20 protein-coding genes are annotated in these 18775 nt (G+C 62.0%); 11 read left to right on the top strand and 9 right to left on the bottom strand.

Annotated elements, in window-relative coordinates:
• Positions 1 to 137 precede the first annotated feature (137 nt).
• Positions 138 to 545: a helix-turn-helix domain-containing protein gene (locus tag ACVOK8_RS16880; RefSeq protein ID WP_481567834.1), complete on the bottom strand. Its 408-nt coding sequence runs from the start codon at positions 543 to 545 to the stop codon at positions 138 to 140.
• 261 nt (positions 546 to 806) lie between these two features.
• Here ACVOK8_RS16880 and ACVOK8_RS16875 point away from each other — a divergent pair, with 261 nt between their 5' ends.
• The 3 genes from ACVOK8_RS16875 (at position 807) to ACVOK8_RS16865 (ending at position 4255) form a co-directional block, all read left to right on the top strand.
• A complete protein-coding gene (locus ACVOK8_RS16875) occupies positions 807 to 1712 on the top strand; it encodes an alpha/beta hydrolase (protein ID WP_481567836.1) in 906 nt (301 codons plus the stop codon).
• 94 nt (positions 1713 to 1806) lie between these two features.
• The gene (locus ACVOK8_RS16870; protein WP_481567833.1) at positions 1807 to 2658 is read left to right on the top strand and encodes a helix-turn-helix transcriptional regulator; all 852 of its coding nucleotides are present in this window, start codon (positions 1807 to 1809) and stop codon (positions 2656 to 2658) included.
• A 187-nt stretch (positions 2659 to 2845) separates the two neighbouring features.
• On the top strand, positions 2846 to 4255 hold the full coding sequence (locus ACVOK8_RS16865) for a serine hydrolase domain-containing protein (protein WP_481567832.1): 1410 nt from the start codon (positions 2846 to 2848) through the stop codon (positions 4253 to 4255).
• 212 nt (positions 4256 to 4467) lie between these two features.
• Here ACVOK8_RS16865 and ACVOK8_RS16860 read toward each other — a convergent pair whose 3' ends face one another.
• Entirely contained in the window at positions 4468 to 4830 is a 363-nt protein-coding gene (locus tag ACVOK8_RS16860; RefSeq protein WP_481513213.1) for a roadblock/LC7 domain-containing protein, read from the bottom strand.
• Between the two features lie 429 nt (positions 4831 to 5259).
• Here ACVOK8_RS16860 and ACVOK8_RS16855 point away from each other — a divergent pair, with 429 nt between their 5' ends.
• Positions 5260 to 5952 (top strand): alpha/beta hydrolase, encoded by a 693-nt coding sequence (locus ACVOK8_RS16855; protein ID WP_481567831.1) that lies wholly within the window; start codon positions 5260 to 5262, stop codon positions 5950 to 5952.
• A gap of 37 nt (positions 5953 to 5989) precedes the next feature.
• On the opposite strand, the gene ACVOK8_RS16850 is transcribed toward ACVOK8_RS16855, so the two are convergent.
• Positions 5990 to 6790, bottom strand: coding sequence for an AraC family transcriptional regulator (locus tag ACVOK8_RS16850; protein ID WP_481567830.1), 801 nt, complete (start codon positions 6788 to 6790; stop codon positions 5990 to 5992).
• 72 nt (positions 6791 to 6862) lie between these two features.
• Here ACVOK8_RS16850 and ACVOK8_RS16845 point away from each other — a divergent pair, with 72 nt between their 5' ends.
• Entirely contained in the window at positions 6863 to 8074 is a 1212-nt protein-coding gene (locus ACVOK8_RS16845; RefSeq protein ID WP_481567829.1) for an MFS transporter, read from the top strand.
• Positions 8075 to 8143: 69 nt separating this feature from the next.
• On the opposite strand, the gene arsB is transcribed toward ACVOK8_RS16845, so the two are convergent.
• The 3 genes from arsB to ACVOK8_RS16830 are packed head-to-tail and all read right to left on the bottom strand — an operon-like array spanning position 8144 to position 10068.
• Positions 8144 to 9172, bottom strand: a complete 1029-nt coding sequence (gene arsB / locus ACVOK8_RS16840) for an ACR3 family arsenite efflux transporter (RefSeq protein ID WP_481567835.1) — start codon at positions 9170 to 9172, stop codon at positions 8144 to 8146.
• Positions 9173 to 9189: 17 nt separating this feature from the next.
• Positions 9190 to 9702 (bottom strand): arsenate reductase ArsC, encoded by a 513-nt coding sequence (locus ACVOK8_RS16835; RefSeq protein WP_481567828.1) that lies wholly within the window; start codon positions 9700 to 9702, stop codon positions 9190 to 9192.
• A 36-nt stretch (positions 9703 to 9738) separates the two neighbouring features.
• Positions 9739 to 10068, bottom strand: coding sequence for an ArsR/SmtB family transcription factor (locus tag ACVOK8_RS16830; RefSeq protein ID WP_481567827.1), 330 nt, complete (start codon positions 10066 to 10068; stop codon positions 9739 to 9741).
• Between the two features lie 17 nt (positions 10069 to 10085).
• Between ACVOK8_RS16830 and arsH the strand changes: the two genes are divergently transcribed.
• From arsH to ACVOK8_RS16815, 3 genes are all read left to right on the top strand, one after another.
• Entirely contained in the window at positions 10086 to 10832 is a 747-nt protein-coding gene (arsH, locus tag ACVOK8_RS16825) for an arsenical resistance protein ArsH (protein WP_481567826.1), read from the top strand.
• A gap of 306 nt (positions 10833 to 11138) precedes the next feature.
• Positions 11139 to 11927, top strand: a complete 789-nt coding sequence (locus tag ACVOK8_RS16820) for a DeoR/GlpR family DNA-binding transcription regulator (protein WP_481567825.1) — start codon at positions 11139 to 11141, stop codon at positions 11925 to 11927.
• 57 nt (positions 11928 to 11984) lie between these two features.
• Positions 11985 to 13124: an MFS transporter gene (locus ACVOK8_RS16815; protein WP_481567824.1), complete on the top strand. Its 1140-nt coding sequence runs from the start codon at positions 11985 to 11987 to the stop codon at positions 13122 to 13124.
• A 60-nt stretch (positions 13125 to 13184) separates the two neighbouring features.
• Here the strand turns inward: ACVOK8_RS16815 and ACVOK8_RS16810 are convergent, their stop codons facing one another.
• The gene (locus ACVOK8_RS16810) at positions 13185 to 13985 is read right to left on the bottom strand and encodes a hypothetical protein (RefSeq protein ID WP_481567823.1); all 801 of its coding nucleotides are present in this window, start codon (positions 13983 to 13985) and stop codon (positions 13185 to 13187) included.
• A 291-nt stretch (positions 13986 to 14276) separates the two neighbouring features.
• On the opposite strand from ACVOK8_RS16810, the gene ACVOK8_RS16805 reads away from it, so the two are divergent.
• Both ACVOK8_RS16805 and ACVOK8_RS16800 read left to right on the top strand, forming a co-directional pair.
• Complete coding sequence (locus ACVOK8_RS16805; protein ID WP_481567822.1) at positions 14277 to 14555, top strand: hypothetical protein; 279 nt, start codon at positions 14277 to 14279, stop codon at positions 14553 to 14555.
• A 249-nt stretch (positions 14556 to 14804) separates the two neighbouring features.
• Positions 14805 to 16901 (top strand): M13 family metallopeptidase, encoded by a 2097-nt coding sequence (locus ACVOK8_RS16800; protein WP_481567821.1) that lies wholly within the window; start codon positions 14805 to 14807, stop codon positions 16899 to 16901.
• Between the two features lie 199 nt (positions 16902 to 17100).
• On the opposite strand, the gene map is transcribed toward ACVOK8_RS16800, so the two are convergent.
• Positions 17101 to 17892: a type I methionyl aminopeptidase gene (map, locus tag ACVOK8_RS16795; RefSeq protein WP_481567820.1), complete on the bottom strand. Its 792-nt coding sequence runs from the start codon at positions 17890 to 17892 to the stop codon at positions 17101 to 17103.
• Positions 17889 to 18101, bottom strand: a complete 213-nt coding sequence (locus tag ACVOK8_RS16790) for a ParD-like family protein (RefSeq protein ID WP_481536227.1) — start codon at positions 18099 to 18101, stop codon at positions 17889 to 17891. Before ACVOK8_RS16790 ends, map begins: the two co-directional genes overlap by 4 nt.
• A 284-nt stretch (positions 18102 to 18385) precedes the next feature.
• Between ACVOK8_RS16790 and rpsP the strand changes: the two genes are divergently transcribed.
• The gene (gene rpsP, locus ACVOK8_RS16785) at positions 18386 to 18646 is read left to right on the top strand and encodes a 30S ribosomal protein S16 (RefSeq protein WP_282273428.1); all 261 of its coding nucleotides are present in this window, start codon (positions 18386 to 18388) and stop codon (positions 18644 to 18646) included.
• The last annotated feature ends 129 nt before the right edge of the window (positions 18647 to 18775 follow it).

Here is an 18775-nt window from a genome sequence, read left to right as displayed (position 1 = left end):
TGTCACCGCCTGTATGCGCAAATACCTGACCAGGCTCAATGCCATGAAACGTGACAACGCACCCTGGATAGCGGGTATAGCGGGAGGCGCTAAAGACAGTTGACTCCTACAAACAATCGATCAGCGTGCAGCCGGCCTCAACGTTGGCACTGGGCCGGTTTTGCATCGCAGAGCGCGTTGTCGCGCAGCGCCATATCCTTGCCGATGTTGTAGGCGCCATACAGGATCGCCATCACCAGCAGGGCCAAGCCAAACACCAGGTTCTCGGGGCGCATTTTTGGCGTCGTTGCTGCTGTAACCGGCGGCCCGTTCTCGATACCTGCACCCGCGACAGGCTCGGCATGCTGCAGATCCTCCGCCGCAATCTCCAGCGCCGCCGCAACCGCCATCCGCGACTCAAGCGAGGCCTTGCCTTCGGTCTCCAGCCGCTGCACGGTGCGCGGGCTCAAGCCGCAGATGCTGGCCAGTTGTTCCTGCGACCAGCCACGGGCTTCGCGCAGCTGCCTGATCCGCTTTCCGTCGATCTTCACTGTTTCACCTTCCATGCCGCGTTCCTGACGATGTTAGCCGAGCTGGCAGGCTGCCGTAGAACCGGGTGCGGCAACACGACAGTAAGCCGCCAATGGCGTGTCGTTTGAATTGAATCAAAGGCTTGAGCGTTCCGAAGCGGCGGCAGCTGCGCTCGGCAATGCGTATGCAGTTGGGAAAGACTGCTCTCGGACGCGCGCCTTGTCATGCCATCATCGGGAACTGATCACGATGACTGGAGTGTCTGCTTGAGCAAATGGATGATGTCGGTAGTAGCAATGGTGGCGCTGAGCGCCTGCAGTGGTGCTCCTGAAGCGGCGCCCAACGCCACACCAGAAGCGGCCGCTGCAAAGCCCGCAGCAGTAAGCGTGCAGCGTGGCGAAGGCAACCCTTATGAAGTGCTGGGCAGTGAAGTCTGGGACGTTCCGGACCCGGTCAGTGGCCGCAACTACCAGGTGTTCGTGGCCTTGCCGGCCGGTTACGCCGATAACCCGGGCAAACGCTACCCGGTGCTGTACGTGACCGACGCCGACTATGCCTTTCCGCTGGTCTGGCAGATGGCGCGGCGATTGAATGTCGAAGGTCGCAAGATCGAAGACTTCATCCTGGTTGGCCTGTCCTACGCAAAGGGTGAGGGCGGCATGCAGAGCCGCCGGCGCGATTACACGCCCACCACCGGCGGCCCGAGCAGCTCGCCGGCCGATGCCGTGCACGGTGGTGCCGGTGACTACATCACCTATCTGGAGACGCAGGCCCTGCCATTCGTGGCCAAGCGCTACCGCAGTGACGAGAGCCGGCGCATGTTCCTTGGCCATTCCTACGGTTCCTTGCTGGGTACGCAGGTATTGCTGGAACGCCCGCAGCTGTTCAGCGGTTACATTCTCGGCAGCCCGTCGTACTGGTTCGACAAGCACGAGATGGAGCGTCGCCTGGCCGCGGCAGGCAAGCCGGCTGAACTGCCGGTGCGCGCCTATATGTACGTGGGCGAGTACGAAGCGGTGCAACACGGAGGCGATGTCGACATGGTTGTCGATGCGCAGCGCATGATCGGCCTGCTGGGTGCCCGTGGTGGCCAGGCACTGGAGCTGAAGCTGGACGTGCTCAATGACGAGGACCATCTCAGCGTTGCACCGCGTGGCTTCATGCACGGTTTGAAGTACCTGCTGGCCGCGCCCAAGAGCTGAGTCAATCAATCGACTGGGCTGGGACCGGTGTGCGGACAGCCGCCGGTCCCTGCTTGCGCTATCACGACCAACGGCAGGTGCGCCGCGGCGCGGCGTGGCTAGACTTGTTCAACCCTTGCTGCTGCGCTACGCCATGACCTCGCCGCCAGCCACCCATCGGATCGACGCAGCGCAGGGCCCAAACCGACGCCGGATTTTCAGCGGCGAGCGCTTGGCCGCACGGGTGAGCTGGTACGCGCCCGGTGAGCGCATGCAGCGACACGCGCACGATTGCCACCAGCTTTCCTTGTTGCTGCTAGGCACCTTGGCCGAGCAGACCGCGCAGGGCGAGGAGCGGCTGGCCGTGCCAGCGCTGGGAGTGAAGCAGGCGGGCGTGGCACATGCCAATGATTACGGCCCGGCCGGTGCGCTGATGCTGGGTATCGATCTGCCGGCCACCTTCGATCTGCACGAGAACCTGGGTATCGGTCGTGCCTGGCAATGGCGTGGACATGCGCCGCAGCCATTGCTGTCGCAGGGACGAGGACTGCTGTCGGCGTTGTTTGCAGGGGAACTGGCCGAAACCGATGTTGATAGCCGGCTGTGGGAATTGCTGGCCGGGATGGTCGCCAGCGACGAGCGCCCGAGCGGCACACCGCCGCGTTGGTTGGCCTTGTGCTGCCAGCGTCTGCAGGAAGACAACGCGCCGCTGACCGAACTGGCCAACGAGCTTGGAGTGCATCCGGTGTATCTGGCGCGGGCATTCGCGCGCTGGATGGGCTGCGCACCCTCGGTGTTCCGGGCGCGCGCGCAGTTGCAGCGTGCCTTGCCGCTGCTGGCCAAGGGTCAGGATTTGGCCGACGTGGCGCAGCAGGCTGGCTTTGCCGATCAATCCCATTTCAGCCGGGTTGCCCGCACCCATAGCGGACTGACCCCGGCACGCCTGCGCGCGCTGTTGCGGGCATGAGCAGGTTCAATCCGTTCAAGACCTTCCCTGTGGCGATAGCGCATCTTGGTCGCTGTCAGCTACGGAGCCGTTCCATGCATCTGCACAACATCCTGTCCCTGCTATTGCTGCTGCCGGTCTGGCTGGGCTGCATGACAACGGCAGATGCCGCCTCCGCGCAGCAAGCTGCCGGGAAGTTGGCAACATTTTGGATGGCATTCCGGAACTGGGGCCGGGCTATGCGGTGGTGATCGTCGACCGCGACCGGCAATTGCTGGGCTATACCCGGGGCCGGCGCAACGCCAGTACCAATGCACCGCTGTCCATGCAGACACCGATGTACATCGCATCGCAGACCAAGTCGTACATGGGGCTGCTGGCGCAAGTGCTGGATCAGCAAGGCGTGCTGCGGCTGGACAGTACCCTGGCCGATCACTGGCCGCAGCTGCGGCTGCCCGAAGGCGTCGATCCTGCTGCCTGGACTCTGGCAGACCTGCTCAATCACCGTGTGCCCTTGAGTGCCGATGCGATCACCACGCTGGAGGCCTATATCGGCAGTCCCGAACCGGCTCTGTATCCGCAATTTCTGCAGCAGTTCGCAAGCAAGCGCGCCGACGGCTTCGACTACGACAATCTGGGCTACAACATCTACGCGGCGATCCTGCAGCAACACACAGGTCGCTCGTGGCAGGACTGGTTGCAGCAAACTTTGTTCACGCCGTTGCAGCTGCACGAAACCGCGACGAATACCTCCAGCTTCGATCCGGCACAGCTGGCCTTCAACCACCAGTGGCTGGGGGCCGAACAGGGCTGGCGGCTGATGCCGCCCAAGCCCGATGCCTTGATGCACTCGGCCGGCGGCATGATGACGTCGCCGCGCGACATGGGCCGTTGGTTGCGCTTGCAGTTGGGCGCACCGCTGTCTCCGCAATTTGGTAATGACACCCTGCAGGCAGCCCACCGAATTGGCGCACAGGTCGATCCCAAGGCCCGCAACGCCTATGAGCTGCCCTGCAACGGCTATGCCTTCGGGTGGAATGTATGTGACTTCGAAGGCCATACGCTCTACATCCACGGCGGCAGCTATACCGGCGCACGCAGCATGATGGCGTTCTCTCCGGATCTGGGCGTTGGTATCGGCGTGTTCTCCACCTCGGACAACGCCACCGGTTGGCTGACCTCGCGCACCGTGGTGCAGTTTTTCCAATACCTGGTTGACCATCCCGAGGCTACATCGTGGGCGAAGATCCGGCGCAAGGCCTATCCGCAACGCGTGGCCGAACAGTTGGCGGGCATGCGTGCGCGACAAGAAAAGCAGCGCGACGATCCGCGTTGGCAGGGGTGGCAATGGCGGCCGGATTCGAACGCGCCCTATGCCGGTGATTTCCGTGGAGCAGCGTTGCCGGTCACTGCGCAGGTGGTCGTCAGTGGTGAGGGAATGCAGCTTCAGGTGGGCGCACTGAACCGCAAGTTGACACCCGCTGCGCCGGATCTGTTCGCGGCGCAGGATGGGCCTTTGGATGTGCCTGAGCCTGTGCAGTTTGAGCGTGATACGCAGGGCAAGCTGCTGGGGTTCGAGTTTGATGGTGAACGCTATCTGCGCTTGCCATCACGCTAGGGCAGGTGGTGATGGCTGGATTTGTTTGTGGGAGCGGCGTAAGCCGCGAAGCTGATGTTGCTGCACGCGCAGATGTATGTGTCAGCTGATGAGCTATCTGCTTCGCGGCTTACGCCGCTCCCACAAAAATCAAATCTCGCGCGGTGTTGTTGCCCGAAGAAAAAGCCCGGCATCAGGCCGGGCTCTTGCATGCAACTGCGATCTGCTGCGGCTTACTTGAAATCCAGGGTCTTCTCGAAGGACTTCAGTTCGTGCCGCGCCATTGCCAGGTTGGCGTGGGTGCGGTCGAGCACGACATACAGGAACAGGTCCTTGCTGCCGTCCAGCGGGCGAATCAGGTGGTACTGCTTGGACAGGGTCAGCAGGATGTCTTCCACCACGTCGCTCAGGCCCAGCGAATTCGCCACGCGGCGCTTGGCGCGCACTACGTCTGCGTTGCCGGCGGCAGCAACTTCCATGTTGATGGCGCCGCCACCGAGGGTTCCCAGCGCCATGCCGCTGTCGCTGTCCACCAGTGCAGCACCGATGAAGCCCGCAATTTCGCTCAAAGCATCAAGTTTTACGTTTGCAGCCATTTTCAATCCAATGAAGTAAAGGTTTCTACAAAAGCAAAGCCCGCTCGGGTCTGTCCCGGGCGAGCGGCCGCGCAGCATAGCGAAAACCATTGAGCGTTTGCGAGCAGGTCAGGTATGTGGCCGGAGACGATCCATTCCATGACTGGATCGCTGGTTCTTCGATGTGTGCCGTGATGGCTTGCGGAGCACACGATGGATGCACCTGCAGAGGTTGCGGTGTCGGACTGCTATGCCCGCCAGTAGTACTGCCTGCACGGGGGGATCGCTGAATTGGGATCAGTCGTCTTCGGTGGAATTCGGCAATGAAACCGTCACCGCCGATTTACGGTCGAGTCGCAGAATGGCGGCTCAGGGTGATTGCCAATCGCAGACAACGCGCTGAGGTCGTTTCTCCGTCACTGACTAATCAACTCAACGGGAGCGCACATCATGGGCAAGCCGGCAGTGGTTCTGGTGCATGGTTTCTGGGGCGGGGCGGCGCATTGGGCGCGGGTGATACTGGAGCTGAGACGTCTGGGTTACCAGGACATCCGTGCGGTTGAGAACCCACTTACATCGCTGGCCGATGATGCCGAGCGCACCCGCAAGATGGTGGCGCAGATCAATGGGCCGGTGGTCCTGGCCGGGCACTCCTATGGCGGCGCGGTAATCAGCCAGGCCGGCAACCTGCCCAACGTGAATGCACTGGTGTTCATTGCTGCCTTCGCCCCGGATGCAGGTGAAAGCCCGGGTGGCATCACCCAGCAGCATCTTCCGGTCGCAGCGCCGAATCTGGCACCAGACAGCGATGGCTACCTGTGGCTCAAGCCAGACAAGTTCCATGAAAGCTTCTGCCAGGACCTGCCCGAGGAGGAGGGCTTCGTCATGGGGGTGACGCAGAAGGCGCCGTTGGCCGGCACCTTCGGTGACACCATCACTGATCCAGCCTGGAGGCATAAGCCGAGCTGGTATCAGATATCCAGCCAGGACAGGATGATCGCGCCGGAGAACCAGCAAGCCATGTCCGCCCGCCTCAACGCGCGCAAGGTGATAACGCTGAATGCGGGGCATGCCTCGTTGGCGTCGCATCCGGCTGAAGTTGCAGCCTTGATCGATGAGGCGGCAAAGGCGACCTCAGGCTGAGTCCAGCGCGTTGCTGCAGCAGAGCATCCATCGCGATTCAGCGAAAGAACTGGCTTGGCGTCAGCCCGAAGCGACGCTTGAACATGGTGGCGAAGGCACTGGGGCTTTCATAGCCCAGTGCGATTGCAACGTCGATGACTTTCTCTCCAACCGCCAGGCGTTCCAGTGCACGCAGCAGGCGTGCCTGCTGGCGCCATTGGCCGAAGGTCATGCCCAGTTCGCGTGCGCACAGGCGCTGGATGGTTTTCACGTCAACCTGCAGGCGCGTCGCCCAGTCCTGCAGGGTGGATGCATCGTCCGGGTGTCGCTGTAGTTGCCTGCCAATCTGCCGCAGTCGCGCATCACGCGGCTCGGGCAGGTGCAGTGGCAGTACCGGCAGGGTCTGTACTTCGTCCAGGATCAGCCGCATCAGCCGGCCATCACGCGAGTTTTCGGTATAACGCGCCGGTATTTCTACCGCTGCGTGGATCAGCGATGCCAGCAATGGGGTGATGGACACGGCCGATGGTGTCTGCGGCGCGTCTGGCATTGCCTCCGGGGTGATGTACAGGCTGCGCATCTGCACCAGACCGATGCAGTGCACTTGATGGCCGATGCCGGCCGGCATCCAGATCGCGCGCGTGCTGGGCACCACCCAGCGGCCCATGCCTGCATTGACCACCAGCACCCCGGTTTCCGCGTAGACCAGCTGGTGCCGATCCGGATGGTGGTGCAGCGGAATCAAGGTGGTGGTGGGGTAGTCGCGGGCCTTGCAGTAGACGGCTGTTTCCGGGCCGACCGGGAGCGGTTGGCGGCGGCCTTTTCGGACAAATGGAATGTCCTTTTCAAAAGGATGCATGACCATATCGCGCAAGATGGACGTGAATTGCGACTCTACCATGCGCGTCCGCCCCCACTTCGCGGTCACACCATGTCATCTCCTGCTTCAACGGTTGCAGCTCCTGCCTCACAACGTCGCCCGGTCGCGGTAGGTGTGCTTGCTGCGATCAGTAGTTCGCATCTGGTCAACGACATGATGCAGTCGCTGATACTGGCGCTGTATCCGATCTTCAAGGGCCAGTTCCACCTGAGCTTTGCCCAGGTGGGGTTGATCACGCTGACTTACCAGCTCACCGCGTCGTTGTTCCAGCCCTTGATCGGCCTGCGCACCGACAAGCGGCCGGCGCCGTATTCGTTGCCGATGGGCATGCTGTCCACCTTGTGTGGCTTGTTGCTGCTGGCGTTCGCACCCAACTTCGCAACAGTGTTGGTAGCGGCGATGCTGGTCGGCATCGGTTCGGCCATCTTCCATCCGGAATCCTCGCGCATTGCGCGGCTGGCTTCTGGCGGCCGCCATGGCCTGTCGCAATCGGTGTTCCAGCTGGGTGGCAATGCCGGTACCGCGATTGGTCCGTTGCTGGCTGCGGCGGTGATCGTGCCGAACGGCCAGCGCAGTGTGGCCTGGTTCGCCTGCGCCGCATTGTTGGGCATCGGCCTGCTGACCTATGTGAGCCGCTGGTACCAGCAGCATCTGCTTGCCGTCGCCGCGCAACCCAAGGTGGCGGCCAAGCCGGCCAATCTATTGCCGCCCAAGACCGTGGCCTGGGTGATTGGCATCCTGCTGGTGCTGATCTTCAGCAAGTACTTCTACATCGCTGGCTTGAGCAGCTACTACACGTTCTATCTGATCCAGAAGTTCCATGTCTCGGTGCAGAGCGCGCAGCTGCACCTGTTCGGTTTCCTCGCCGCATCGGCGGCCGGCACCTTGATCGGCGGCCCCTTGGGTGACCGCATCGGCCGCAAGCCGGTGATCTGGGCATCGATCCTGGGTGTAGCGCCGTTCGCCTTGATACTGCCTTACGCCGACCTGCAGTGGACCATGATCCTGACGATGCTCATCGGCTTTGTGTTGTCCTCGGCGTTCTCGGCAATCCTGGTCTATGCGCAGGAGCTGATGCCCAACCGCATCGGCACGGTCTCCGGCCTGTTCTTCGGTTTCGCCTTCGGCATGGGCGGGCTCGGTGCAGCCGTGCTGGGCGTGCTGGCAGATCACACCAGCATAACCTGGGTCTACAAGCTGATCTCGTTCCTGCCATTGCTGGGTATCGTCGCGGCCTTCCTGCCAAACCCGCGCGCACGTTGAGGCGCTGGTAAATGCAAAACGCCCGGCGCTGGCCGGGCGTTGCGTTTGAAGTGATGCACGCTTGGATGTCTATCTGGGCTTGGCTTCGTACCAGTGGCGGCTGCGGTTGACGAGGTACACCACCGACAACATCACCGGCACTTCGATAAGTACGCCAACCACCGTCGCCAACGCCGCGCCGGAATGCACGCCGAACAGGCTGACCGCAGTGGCCACGGCCAGCTCGAAGAAATTGCTTGCGCCGATCAACGCGGACGGACCGGCAACGCAATGGGCGACACCCAATCTGCGATTGAGCAGGTACGCCAGCCCCGAGTTGAAATAGACCTGCAGCAGGATGGGTACGGCGAGGATGGCGATGACCAGCGGCTGTTCAATGATCTGCCGGCCTTGGAAACCAAACAGCAGCACCAAGGTCGCCAGCAATGCAGCCAACGACAGTGGTCCCAGCCGCTCCAATACACGGTTCAGACGCGCTTGCCCGCCACTGCGTAGCAGCCAACGCCGCAGCAACACGGCAAGAGCTACCGGTAGCAGGATGTACAGCGTCACCGAGAGCAATAGCGTGGCCCAAGGCACGCTGATTGCCGAGATGCCCAGCAACAATGCCACCAAAGGCGCAAACGCCAGCACCATGATCGCGTCGTTCAAGGCGACCTGGCTCAGGGTGAAATTGGCATCGCCCCTGCACAGGTTGCTCCACACGAACACCATGGCGGTGCACGGTGCGGCTGCCAGCAGGATCAGGCCGGCCATATACGAATCAATCTGCTCGGCAGGCAGCCATTCGGCAAACACGTGGCGCAGGAAAAAGCCGCCAAGTATGGCCATCGAGAAAGGTTTCACCGCCCAGTTGATGAACAAGGTCACGCCGATTCCGGGCCAGTGCTGGCCGACCTGACGCATTGCGCCGAAGTCCACTTTCAGCAGCATCGGGATGATCATCAGCCAGATCAATACGGCCACAGGCAGATTGACCTTGGCTACCTCCAAGCCGCCGAGGCGGGCAAACGCATCCGGGAACTGATGACCAAATGCGGTTCCCACGACGATGCACAACGCGACCCACAAGGTCAGGTAGCGTTCGAACAGACCCATGCGCGGAGCCTGCTCAGTCACGGAGTTTGCGCCTCATCGGGTTGCATCAAGCCAATGCCGTCGAGCGCGGATTGCAGTTGTTGGCGGTCATTCCATGCTGCAGCGGGCAGGGCCAGTAGCGCCAGCAAGCGCGCTTTGACGACGCGATGCGCCAGCGCGAACGCCGCACACTTGGCCTGGTCGCTGCCTTCTATCGCGGCCGGATCTGGCAGCCCCCAATGTGCGCGGACGAAATCACCAAACACCACGGGGCAGGTTTCGGCAGCGGCCGAATCACAGACCGTGATGACCAAGTCCATGCGTGGTGCATCGTCGGCGGTGAACTCATCCCAGGACTTGCTGCGCAGGCCGTCGCTGGCGATGCCTTCGGCCTGCAGTTGGGCAAGTGCAAACGGATTGACTGTGCCGGTGGGCTGGCTGCCGGCGCTGAACGCACTGAAACGATTGCCACCCCAGGCGCGCAGCGTAGCTTCGGCAAGCACGCTGCGTGCACTGTTGCCGGTGCACAGGAAGAGAACGTTGTGGGTCATCGTTGCGTCTCGGTTTCAGGTGATTTCGGCGCTTGCTCAGCAGCAGTGTTGGCCCGGGGTGACTTCACAGCTCGGGTCTGGCGTGCCGGCACAGCAGTTGTGGCTGAGGTAGGCCATCAATGCATTCATGGTCGGGTAGTTGGCGCGGTAGCAGACGTTGCGGCCGAGGCTCTCGCTTTGCACCAGACCGGCATGCACCAACTCCTTGAGGTGGAAGGACAGCGTTGCATTTGGCACGCAAAGAGTTTGGGCGATGTCGCCGGCCATGCGTCCCTGTGGACCGGCTTCGACCAGCAGGCGGAAGGCGGCCAGGCGGGTGGCGTGGCCGAGTGCGGTCAAGGCGGCTATTGCTTGATTCATTTCCATATTTCTAGAATAGTCGAATGAAAATGACCAATCAAGCCACGCCCAATCCCCTGCCCAACATCGACCTTGAGCTATTGCCCGAGCTGCGCGCTGACCTGCTGGGTGCCGAACCCGGCACACATCGGCCGCGCATCCTGTTGCTGTATGGCTCACTGCGGCCGCAATCGGTCAGCCGAAAACTGGCGTTGGAAGCCGAGCGCGTGCTGCAGCAATTGGGTGCAGAAACCCGGCTGTTCGATCCCCACGATCTGCCGTTGCTCGATAGCTGCGGCAAGGAGCATCCGAAGGTCCAGGAGTTACGCGCGCTGTCGCAGTGGTCGGAAGGGCAGGTCTGGGTATCGCCGGAGCGGCATGGCACGCTGACAGGGGTGTTCAAGAACCAGATTGACTGGTTGCCGCTGGAGGATGGCAGTGTGCGCCCAACGCAGGGAAGAACCCTGGCAGTGATGCAGGTCTGCGGCGGCTCGCAGTCCTTCAACGTGGTCAATGCGCTGCGGGTGCTGGGCCGCTGGATGCGCATGGTCACCATTCCAAACCAGTCCTCGGTAGCCAAGGCCTGGCAGGAGTTCGATGAGCAAGGGCGCATGCGGCCCTCGCCGTACTACGACCGCGTGGTTGACGTGATGGAAGAGCTGGTGAAGTTCACTTTGATGGTGCGCGGACGCAGCGACTACTTGGTCAGCCGTTACAGCGAGCGCAAGGGCGCGGCCGAGGCCGGGCAGTTGGTGCGTGCGGCGGGTGTGGTTGAAGCAGGCACGCCGTAACTTGCCGTGGCTTCTGCCCCCTCCCTTTCGCAACGCGAAGGGGAGGGTTGGGGAGGGGTTGGGCTTCTAGACCCCTGAGATCGTCTGATCTCAACCCGATCGCGGCCCATCTCTGGGTGAGGTATCGATGTCGACGCCCGCGGACGCACGGGTCGTGCCTGTGCGTTCATCTGCCGTTTTGCACGAAGTTGCACGATTTATAGTGTTTGTGCATGATCATGCAGTCACGGGCTCGAGCGGCCGGAGCAGCGACCCCTTGTGCCTCCTATGCTGAGCCAGATTCCCATCAACGCAGAAAACCATCAGATGACCGCCTCGGACCCCGATGCACTCCCACAGGAGCGTCAGCAACGCATCCTCGAACAGCTCCGCAAGCACGGTCGCGTGGTTGCCAATGATCTGGCGGTAGCGTTTGCGGTCTCCGAGGACTCCATCCGTCGCGATCTGCGCGAAATGGCAGCCAAAGGGCTGTGCCGACGGGTGTATGGCGGAGCGCTGTTGCCAACGCCGCAGTTCGACGCCCTGCCTGAGCGGGTAGGGCGGGATGATCCAGAGCGCAGTGCCTTGGCTGTGCAGGCTGCATCGCTGTTGCTGCCCGGACAGGTTGTACTGATGGATGCTGGCTCCACCAATGTTGAGATCGCTCGCGCGCTGCGTGGGACAGCGCTGACCGTGGTCACCAATTCGCCAGCCGTTGCCGATGCACTGGCCGGTGCGCAGGCTGCCGAGGTGGTGATGATAGGTGGCCGGATCGATCCACGCAGCGGCGGTGCCATTGGTTCCATCGCATTGCAGCAGCTGAGCCAGTTGCAGGCGGACGTCTGTATTCCCGGTGTCTGCGCGGTGGATCCTGAGGCCGGCATCTGGGGCATCAACGCAGAGGAATGCGCGTTCAAGCAGGCCATGCTGCGGGCCAGCGCTACCACGCTGATTGTCGCCGGTAGCGAAAAGGTCGGTGCGCGTGGCAGCTTCCGTATCGCCGGCATCGAGCAGGTTGATCAGCTGCTGATCAGCGACCGTGTCCCGGCGGAAATGCAGCAGCGGTTGGCGCCAATCGCACAGCGTCTGCATCGGGTTGCTGTTGCGAAAGTTTGATTCAGTGACGCTTTCGCACACAGGCAACTGCAGTAGAACAACATCCAGGAACAACAAGTGACCAATTCAGCAGTTCTACAACGCAGCGAGCAGATCGCCACGCGCGCAGCCTTCTTCGTTCCCGGTTTTGCGATTGCATGCTGGGCGCCGCTGGTGCCTTTTGCGAAGGCCCGCGCAGGTCTGGATGACGCAATGCTTGGCGTGTTGTTGCTGTGTCTCGGCCTGGGCTCGCTGCTGTCCATGCCGTTGGCCGGCATGCTGGCTGCACGGCATGGTTGCCGGCCGGTGATGCTGGCAACCGTACTGATGATGGTGCTGATGTTGCCGCTGTTGGCGGTGGCGTCCACGCCGCTGAGTATCGGCATCGTGCTGTTGGTGTTCGGCGCAGGTATCGGCGCCATGGACTGCGTGATGAACATCCAGGCGGTGGTGGTGGAACGTGAATCCGGGCGCGCGATGATGTCCGGGTTCCATGCGTTCTACAGCATTGGTGCCTTGACCGGCGCGGCGCTGGTAACGCTGCTGTTGTCGATTGGCGCAGGTGCGTTGTTGGCGACGTTCGCAGTGGTAGCCGGCGTTGTGGCGATCACCGCGCTGTCGTCGCGTTGGTGGCGCAGCGAGCGAGCGGAGCAGGGCGAAGCCAGCTTCGCATTGCCGCGTGGTGTAGTGATCGTGATTGGCGCGGTATGTTTCATCAGCTTTCTCGCCGAAGGCTCGATGCTGGATTGGAGTGCGGTGTTCCTGCATGACGTGCGTGGCGTCGAGCTGACCCACGCCGGCTGGGGCTTTGTCGCGTTCAATATCGCAATGACTGCCACACGCCTGCTCGGTGATGGGCTGGTAAACCGGCTTGGATCGAGTGTTGCGGTATTGCTCGGTGGCTTGCTGGCTTGTGGCGGTTTTGTACTGGCCACGCTGGTGCCCAGCTTCGGTGTGGCCTTGTTCGGCTACGCATTGGTCGGCATTGGCTGCGCCAACATCGTGCCGGTGATGTTCAGTCTTGCCGGGCGCCAGACCCGCATGCCGGAGAGTGTTGCCATTCCGGCAGTCACCACGATGGGCTATGCGGGCGTGCTGCTGGGCCCAGCAGCAATTGGCTTCATCGCCCAGCAATGGACACTGCAGGCGGCGTTCCTGATCGCCGCCGGGGCATTGGCCTGCGTGGCGGTGATTGGGTCGTTGTTGCGGGTGCGCTGACGAAGTTCGCGTCGCCTTTTTTCAGGCGCTGCTGGCGATTTCGTCGAACGCGAGGTGCTCTCAGAGGTGGCGATAAGCGAACAGCACCGGCTGTCCAATCAGCTCGCCGATTGCAGCGGCGAAGCGGTCGCGGTCAAGGTCGCCACCATTGTCGAACTGCATGAAGTTCCAGCCGATGCCAAGGCCGCAGCCCCAGTCCAGATCCAGGATGTGATATCTGCGGCCATCATCGGGATTGGTCCAAGTGGCATGGATGTCTTCGTAGGCAGCGCCGATGAAGTCGACGTAGGAGCCAAAAGGATCCAGTTCTTCAAGCTCGGTGTCATCGCCGGGGATGCAAGGTGCACCGGTGTTCTCGCCAGCGGTTACGTAAGGGGGCTGATCATCAGGTGCTGTGAACAAGGTTATGGCGGCGCATCTGCTCTCGATCTCGTAGTCGCGTTCGTCATAGAACGCACGCATCCCCGGGCCTATCCGATGGCGGGGACTTGCCCAGTTGGACCGCTTGTGTTCGCTGAATTTCCACGCCTCACCGAGGTGAACCCCATGGATCTGTAGAGTTTGTACTGCGTCTTCGATCGACCAGTGTGGGGATGTCGGGATGGTCGCGGGAATATGACCTGCGGCCATATGCGTGCGCAGTACATCCTCTGCCGATCTCCATGTTTTATCGTAGAGGTACATTGCTCCGGGAATTTCCGCGAATGCCATGCTCAGATCGGTCAGCATGCATCCAGGGATGTCCTGGCCTGAAGCCGGCAGAAGCATTTGCTTTTCGAGCATCAATCTCTCCAGTTGCCGCCAATCCGGAGCGGGCAGATGGGGATGCTTGGGCAGCAGGAACCAATGATGCTCGGACATGAATCTTGGCCGGAGGGATGATTGGCAACGGTACTAGATCCCGGGGTCTTGATGCAGGGTTGTCCGTATGCGGGCTGTGTTTATTCGGGGCTCCCCGTGGTGCAGGTTCGGGGTACGCGGCGATTGCTGTGCAGGGTAGGGAGTAGGGGGGGGACAATGTGGTTGTTTGTTTCAAAAGTACCTTCTGCCCTGCGAGGTAGGCCGGAGCTGCTGAGTTGAAACTTTTGCTTGGCGTTTCTCCTGACTCCTATTGCAATCGCTCCAACTGAATGTGGAGACCACAAGCCGTGCATGGATATTGTCCGGCGGGCGTTGGAAGCCTGGTGCGCAGCGCAGGTGGCGATGAGATGTGTCGAGCTGCTCGCTACGGTCGAACAACTGAATCTGGATCTGGATCTGGATCTGGGCGGGGCCATCGTGTGCCAGCGCTGGAGCGGGTGCTGGCGGAGCAAGCTGCAGCCGGAGGCTTTTCACTTTGCCGAGTCTGCTGGCCTTTTTTCCAGTATCGGCGTCCGGACTGCTGTATCCGTGTCTGTGCGCGATGTTCGACGAACCCCGGGTCGATCATGAGCATCGCCAGGCCCGGCAGCAGGGCAGCGTACATGCCATGAACCCGTGATGGGGAGCGGATTCCGCGGCCGCTCAAGGCGTGGTGGCTCAACTGGCGCGATGCGTTCGGGTGAAGGTCAGGGCGATAGGATTGCTGTCAAAGCGGACGGCGTGACCTTCGGCCGATCCCTGTTGCCGTTGTAATCCACTACGCTCAGCGGCTGTGTCGCGCCTGCTGCGCGGCCTTTCCCTGTTTGGCCGGAGATGTCCATGTCGTTTTCCAAGCTCGTCCCGTTGTCCCTGACGGTTGCAATCGCCGCTTCGCTCGCCGCCTGTGGCAAGACCGATACCGCGCCCGCCGCGCCGGCTGCCGAAGCCAAGGCCGCGTTCGACCAGTCGCAGCTCAAGACCCAGCTGATCTCGCTCAACGCCGCCGACCTGGATCCGGCCGTGCAGGCCTGCGCCGATCTCAACGGCTTCGTCAACAGCAAGTGGCTGAAGGCCAACCCGGTGCCGGGCGACCAGACCACCTGGGGCAGCTTCGAGATCCTGCGCGAGCGCTCGCTGGAAGTGCAGCACGCGCTGGTGCAGCAGGCTGCCGCTGGCAAGGCTGCCGCAGGTTCCAACGAAGCCAAGATCGGCGACATCTGGAAGACCGGTTCGGACGAGGCTGCCATCGAGGCCGCCGGCATCAAGCCGCTGCAGCCGGAACTGGACAAGATCGCCGCGCTGAAGGACACCGCTGCCATCACGGCTTACCTGCGTGATGCCTATGCGCAGGGCAATGGTTTCCTGTTCTCGCTGTACGCCAGCCCGGACTTCAAGGATTCGGCCAACGTCATCGCCTATGTGGGCCAGAGCGGCTTGGGCTTGCCGGAGAAGGGTTACTACTTCGACGAGTCGCAGGCCAAGATCCGCGAGGCCTATGTGGCCTACATCGAGCAGCTGCTGACCCTGTCCGGCGTCGATGCCGCGCAGGCCAAGGAGCAGGCCAAGGCGGTGATGGATTTCGAGACCCGCCTGGCCAAGGCCTCGCTGTCGCGCATCGAGCTGCGTGACCCGGCCAAACGCTACAACCCGGTCAGTGCCGCCGACGCCGACAAGCAGACTCCGAATTTCAGCTGGACCGCGCTGTTCGACACGCTGCAGATCCCGGCCAAGGACAAGTTCTCGCTGGCCCAGCCGGGCTTCTTCGGCGAACTGGACAAGATGCTGGGCGACGTTCCGGCCGCCACCTGGCAGGCCTACCTGCGCTTCCACACCGTGGACAACGCCGCGCCGTACCTGAGCAAGAACTTCGAGCAGGCCAACTTCGACTTCTTCAGCAAGACCCTGCGTGGCCAGCAGGAAATGCAGCCGCGCTGGAAGCGCGTGCTGGATTCGGTGAATGGCTCGATGGGCGAGGCCCTGGGCCAGCTGTACGTGGACGCGGTGTTCCCGGCCGAATCCAAGGTGGCCATGCAACACCTGGTGGAGAACCTGTCGGTCGCGCTGAAGGCGCGTCTGGAAGGCCTGCCGTGGATGGGCGAAGACACCAAGAAAAAGGCGCTGGAAAAGTGGGCCAGCTTCACTCCGAAGATTGGTTACCCGGACAAGTGGCGTGATTTCTCCGGCCTGACCACCAATGGCGACAGCTACCTGGGCAATATGCAGGCTGCGCAGGCGTTCAACTACCGCTACATGCTGGCCAAGATCGGCAAGCCGGTGGACAAGACCGAGTGGGGCATGACCCCGCAGACGGTGAATGCCTATTACAACGCGACCAAGAACGAAATTGTGTTCCCGGCCGCGATCCTGCAGCCGCCGTTCTTCGATGCCAAGGCCGATCCGGCGCTGAACTACGGCGGCATCGGTGCGGTCATCGGTCACGAGATGATGCATGGCTACGACGACTCGGGCAGCCAGTTCGCCGCCAATGGCAACTTCGACAACTGGTGGACCGATGCTGATCGCACTGCGTTCAACGGCCGTACCGACCAGCTGGTCGCGCAGTTCGATGACTACGAAGCGCTGCCGGGCGTCAACGTCAAGGGCAAGCTGACCCTGGGCGAGAACATCGGTGACCTCGGTGGCCTGACCGTTGCCTATGACGCATTGCAGATGGCGCTGAAGGAAGACGCCAAGCTCAACGTGCCGGTCGATGGCTATACCCAGGACCAGCGCTTCTTCATGAACTGGGCCACCGTGTGGCGCCGCAACTTCACCGATGGCGAGCTGCGCGTGCGCCTGAACACCGATCCGCACGCACCGGCCAACTTCCGCGCCAACGGTGCGCCGTCGAACATGCCGTCGTATGCCGCTGCGTTCCAGTGCAAGGCCGGCGATGCGATGGTGCGGGCCGACGACAAGCGGGTTGTGATCTGGTGATTTCGGTTATTTGACCGCAATCTGTGAATGAAGAAGGCCCGGCATTGCCGGGCCTTCTTTTTGGCTGGTTCACACGCGCAGCTCGTCGTTTGTAGGAGCGGCGTCAGCCGCGAAGCAGATGCATCATCAGATGGCATATCTGCAAAGCGCTCCGGCAATGCCAGCCTCGCGGCTTACGCCGCTCCTACAAAAGCCTGTCCTACGCGACTGCGCCCAGCAGCTTCTGTGCGATGGCTCGCTCTTCATCGCGCAGCGTCAATACGCGCACGCCAGTATCCGTCACCTCGACGGTATGCTCACACTGCGCCGACAATTTTCCATCGCGCGTGGTCACGGTCCAGCCATCATCGTGGTTGTCGATCGCTGCGCGGCCCTGGTTGATCATCGGTTCGATGGTGAAGGTCATGCCGGCCTGCAGTTCGAGGCCTGCACCGCGATGCCCGTAATGCAGCACATTCGGTTCTTCGTGCATCTCGCGGCCAATGCCGTGGCCGCAGTATTCCTTCACCACCGAATAGCCTGCGTCCTTGGCGTGGCGATTTATCGCAAAGCCGATGTCACCAAGGGTTGCGCCGGGGCGTACCGTGGCTATTCCTTTCCACATGGCCTCGTTGGTGACGCGCACCAGGCGTTTGGCTTGATGGCTCACCTCGCCGATCAGGAACATGCGGCTGGAGTCGGCGATGTAACCGTTCTTTTCCAGGGTGATGTCCAGGTTGACGATGCTGCCATTGCGAAGGATGTCTTTCGATGACGGCACGCCGTGGCAGACAACCGTGTCGATGGAGCTGTTGAGTACATAGGCGAAGCCATATTGGCCCTTGCTGGCCGGTCGCGCCTGCAACTGGTCGACGATGAAGCGCTCGACCCAGTCGTTTACCTGCAAGGTGCTCAAGCCCTCCAGTGGCAGCTGGTTCAGTGCTTCGAACACCGAGGCCAGAAGACGCCCGGATTCGGCCATCAATGCCAGTTCATGTGGTTGCTTGATCATGCTTCCGCCACCCGCATGCCCGCAGGGCTTACCCCGGCTGCCGCAAGTTCGCGGGCGACGAGCTCCTGAAAGCTCAGCTGCGGGTTCAGTTCGCAGAGCATGCCGATCCTGATCCAGAACCCGGCTTGGGCGTTGATGGAGCGGCCAGACACCGTGCTGGCCCTGCGCAGGTTGTCGTGAAGTTCGTCGTCGATGTTCACGATGCCCATCGGTCTCTCCCTGGTTCGAATATACGATTCATATCTGAATCATATGCCCGGGGCGCTGAACGAAACAGAAGAGGCTGCTTGGCGAAGGGGCGCGTGCCACACTGAAGCACCGAGGATCGGCACCGGACTGGCTGCGAGGCTGGCAACGGTAGCTGGCGGAAGTGGGCGCCGGAGCTGATTCAGGTTCCCGATCAGGGCCGGGCTTGGAATGGGGCGGGGTGGTCGCTATAATCGCCGGCTTACCGCGCCATCCTGGCGACTGGGCAACATAGGAAAACACCACCATGGTCAAGATTCGACTGACCCGCGGCGGCGCCAAGAAGCGTCCGTTCTACCACATCATCGTTTCCGACGTTCGTAGCGCCCGCGACGGCCGCAACATCGAGCGCGTCGGTTACTACAACCCGGTTGCACAGGGTGGCGAGCAGCGCGTTGTGCTGGATATCGCTGCTTGTGACAAGTGGATCGCCAACGGCGCCCAGATGACCGACAAGGTTCGCAACCTGTACAAGGAAGCGTCCAAGTCCCAGGCCGCTGCGGCCTGATCCTGGCGGGGCCCCCCCCCCCCCCCGCGCCCCGGGAATATTACAAAAAAAAAATACCCCCGGAGCAAGCCGGGCAGCAGAGCCGCGGGGTTTGGGTGGGCCGGGCCCACCCACCCTATTTGGGGGGCC

This window comes from Stenotrophomonas sp. STEN083, from assembly GCF_056759195.1.
This window is presented reverse-complemented; position numbering and strand designations above follow the sequence as displayed.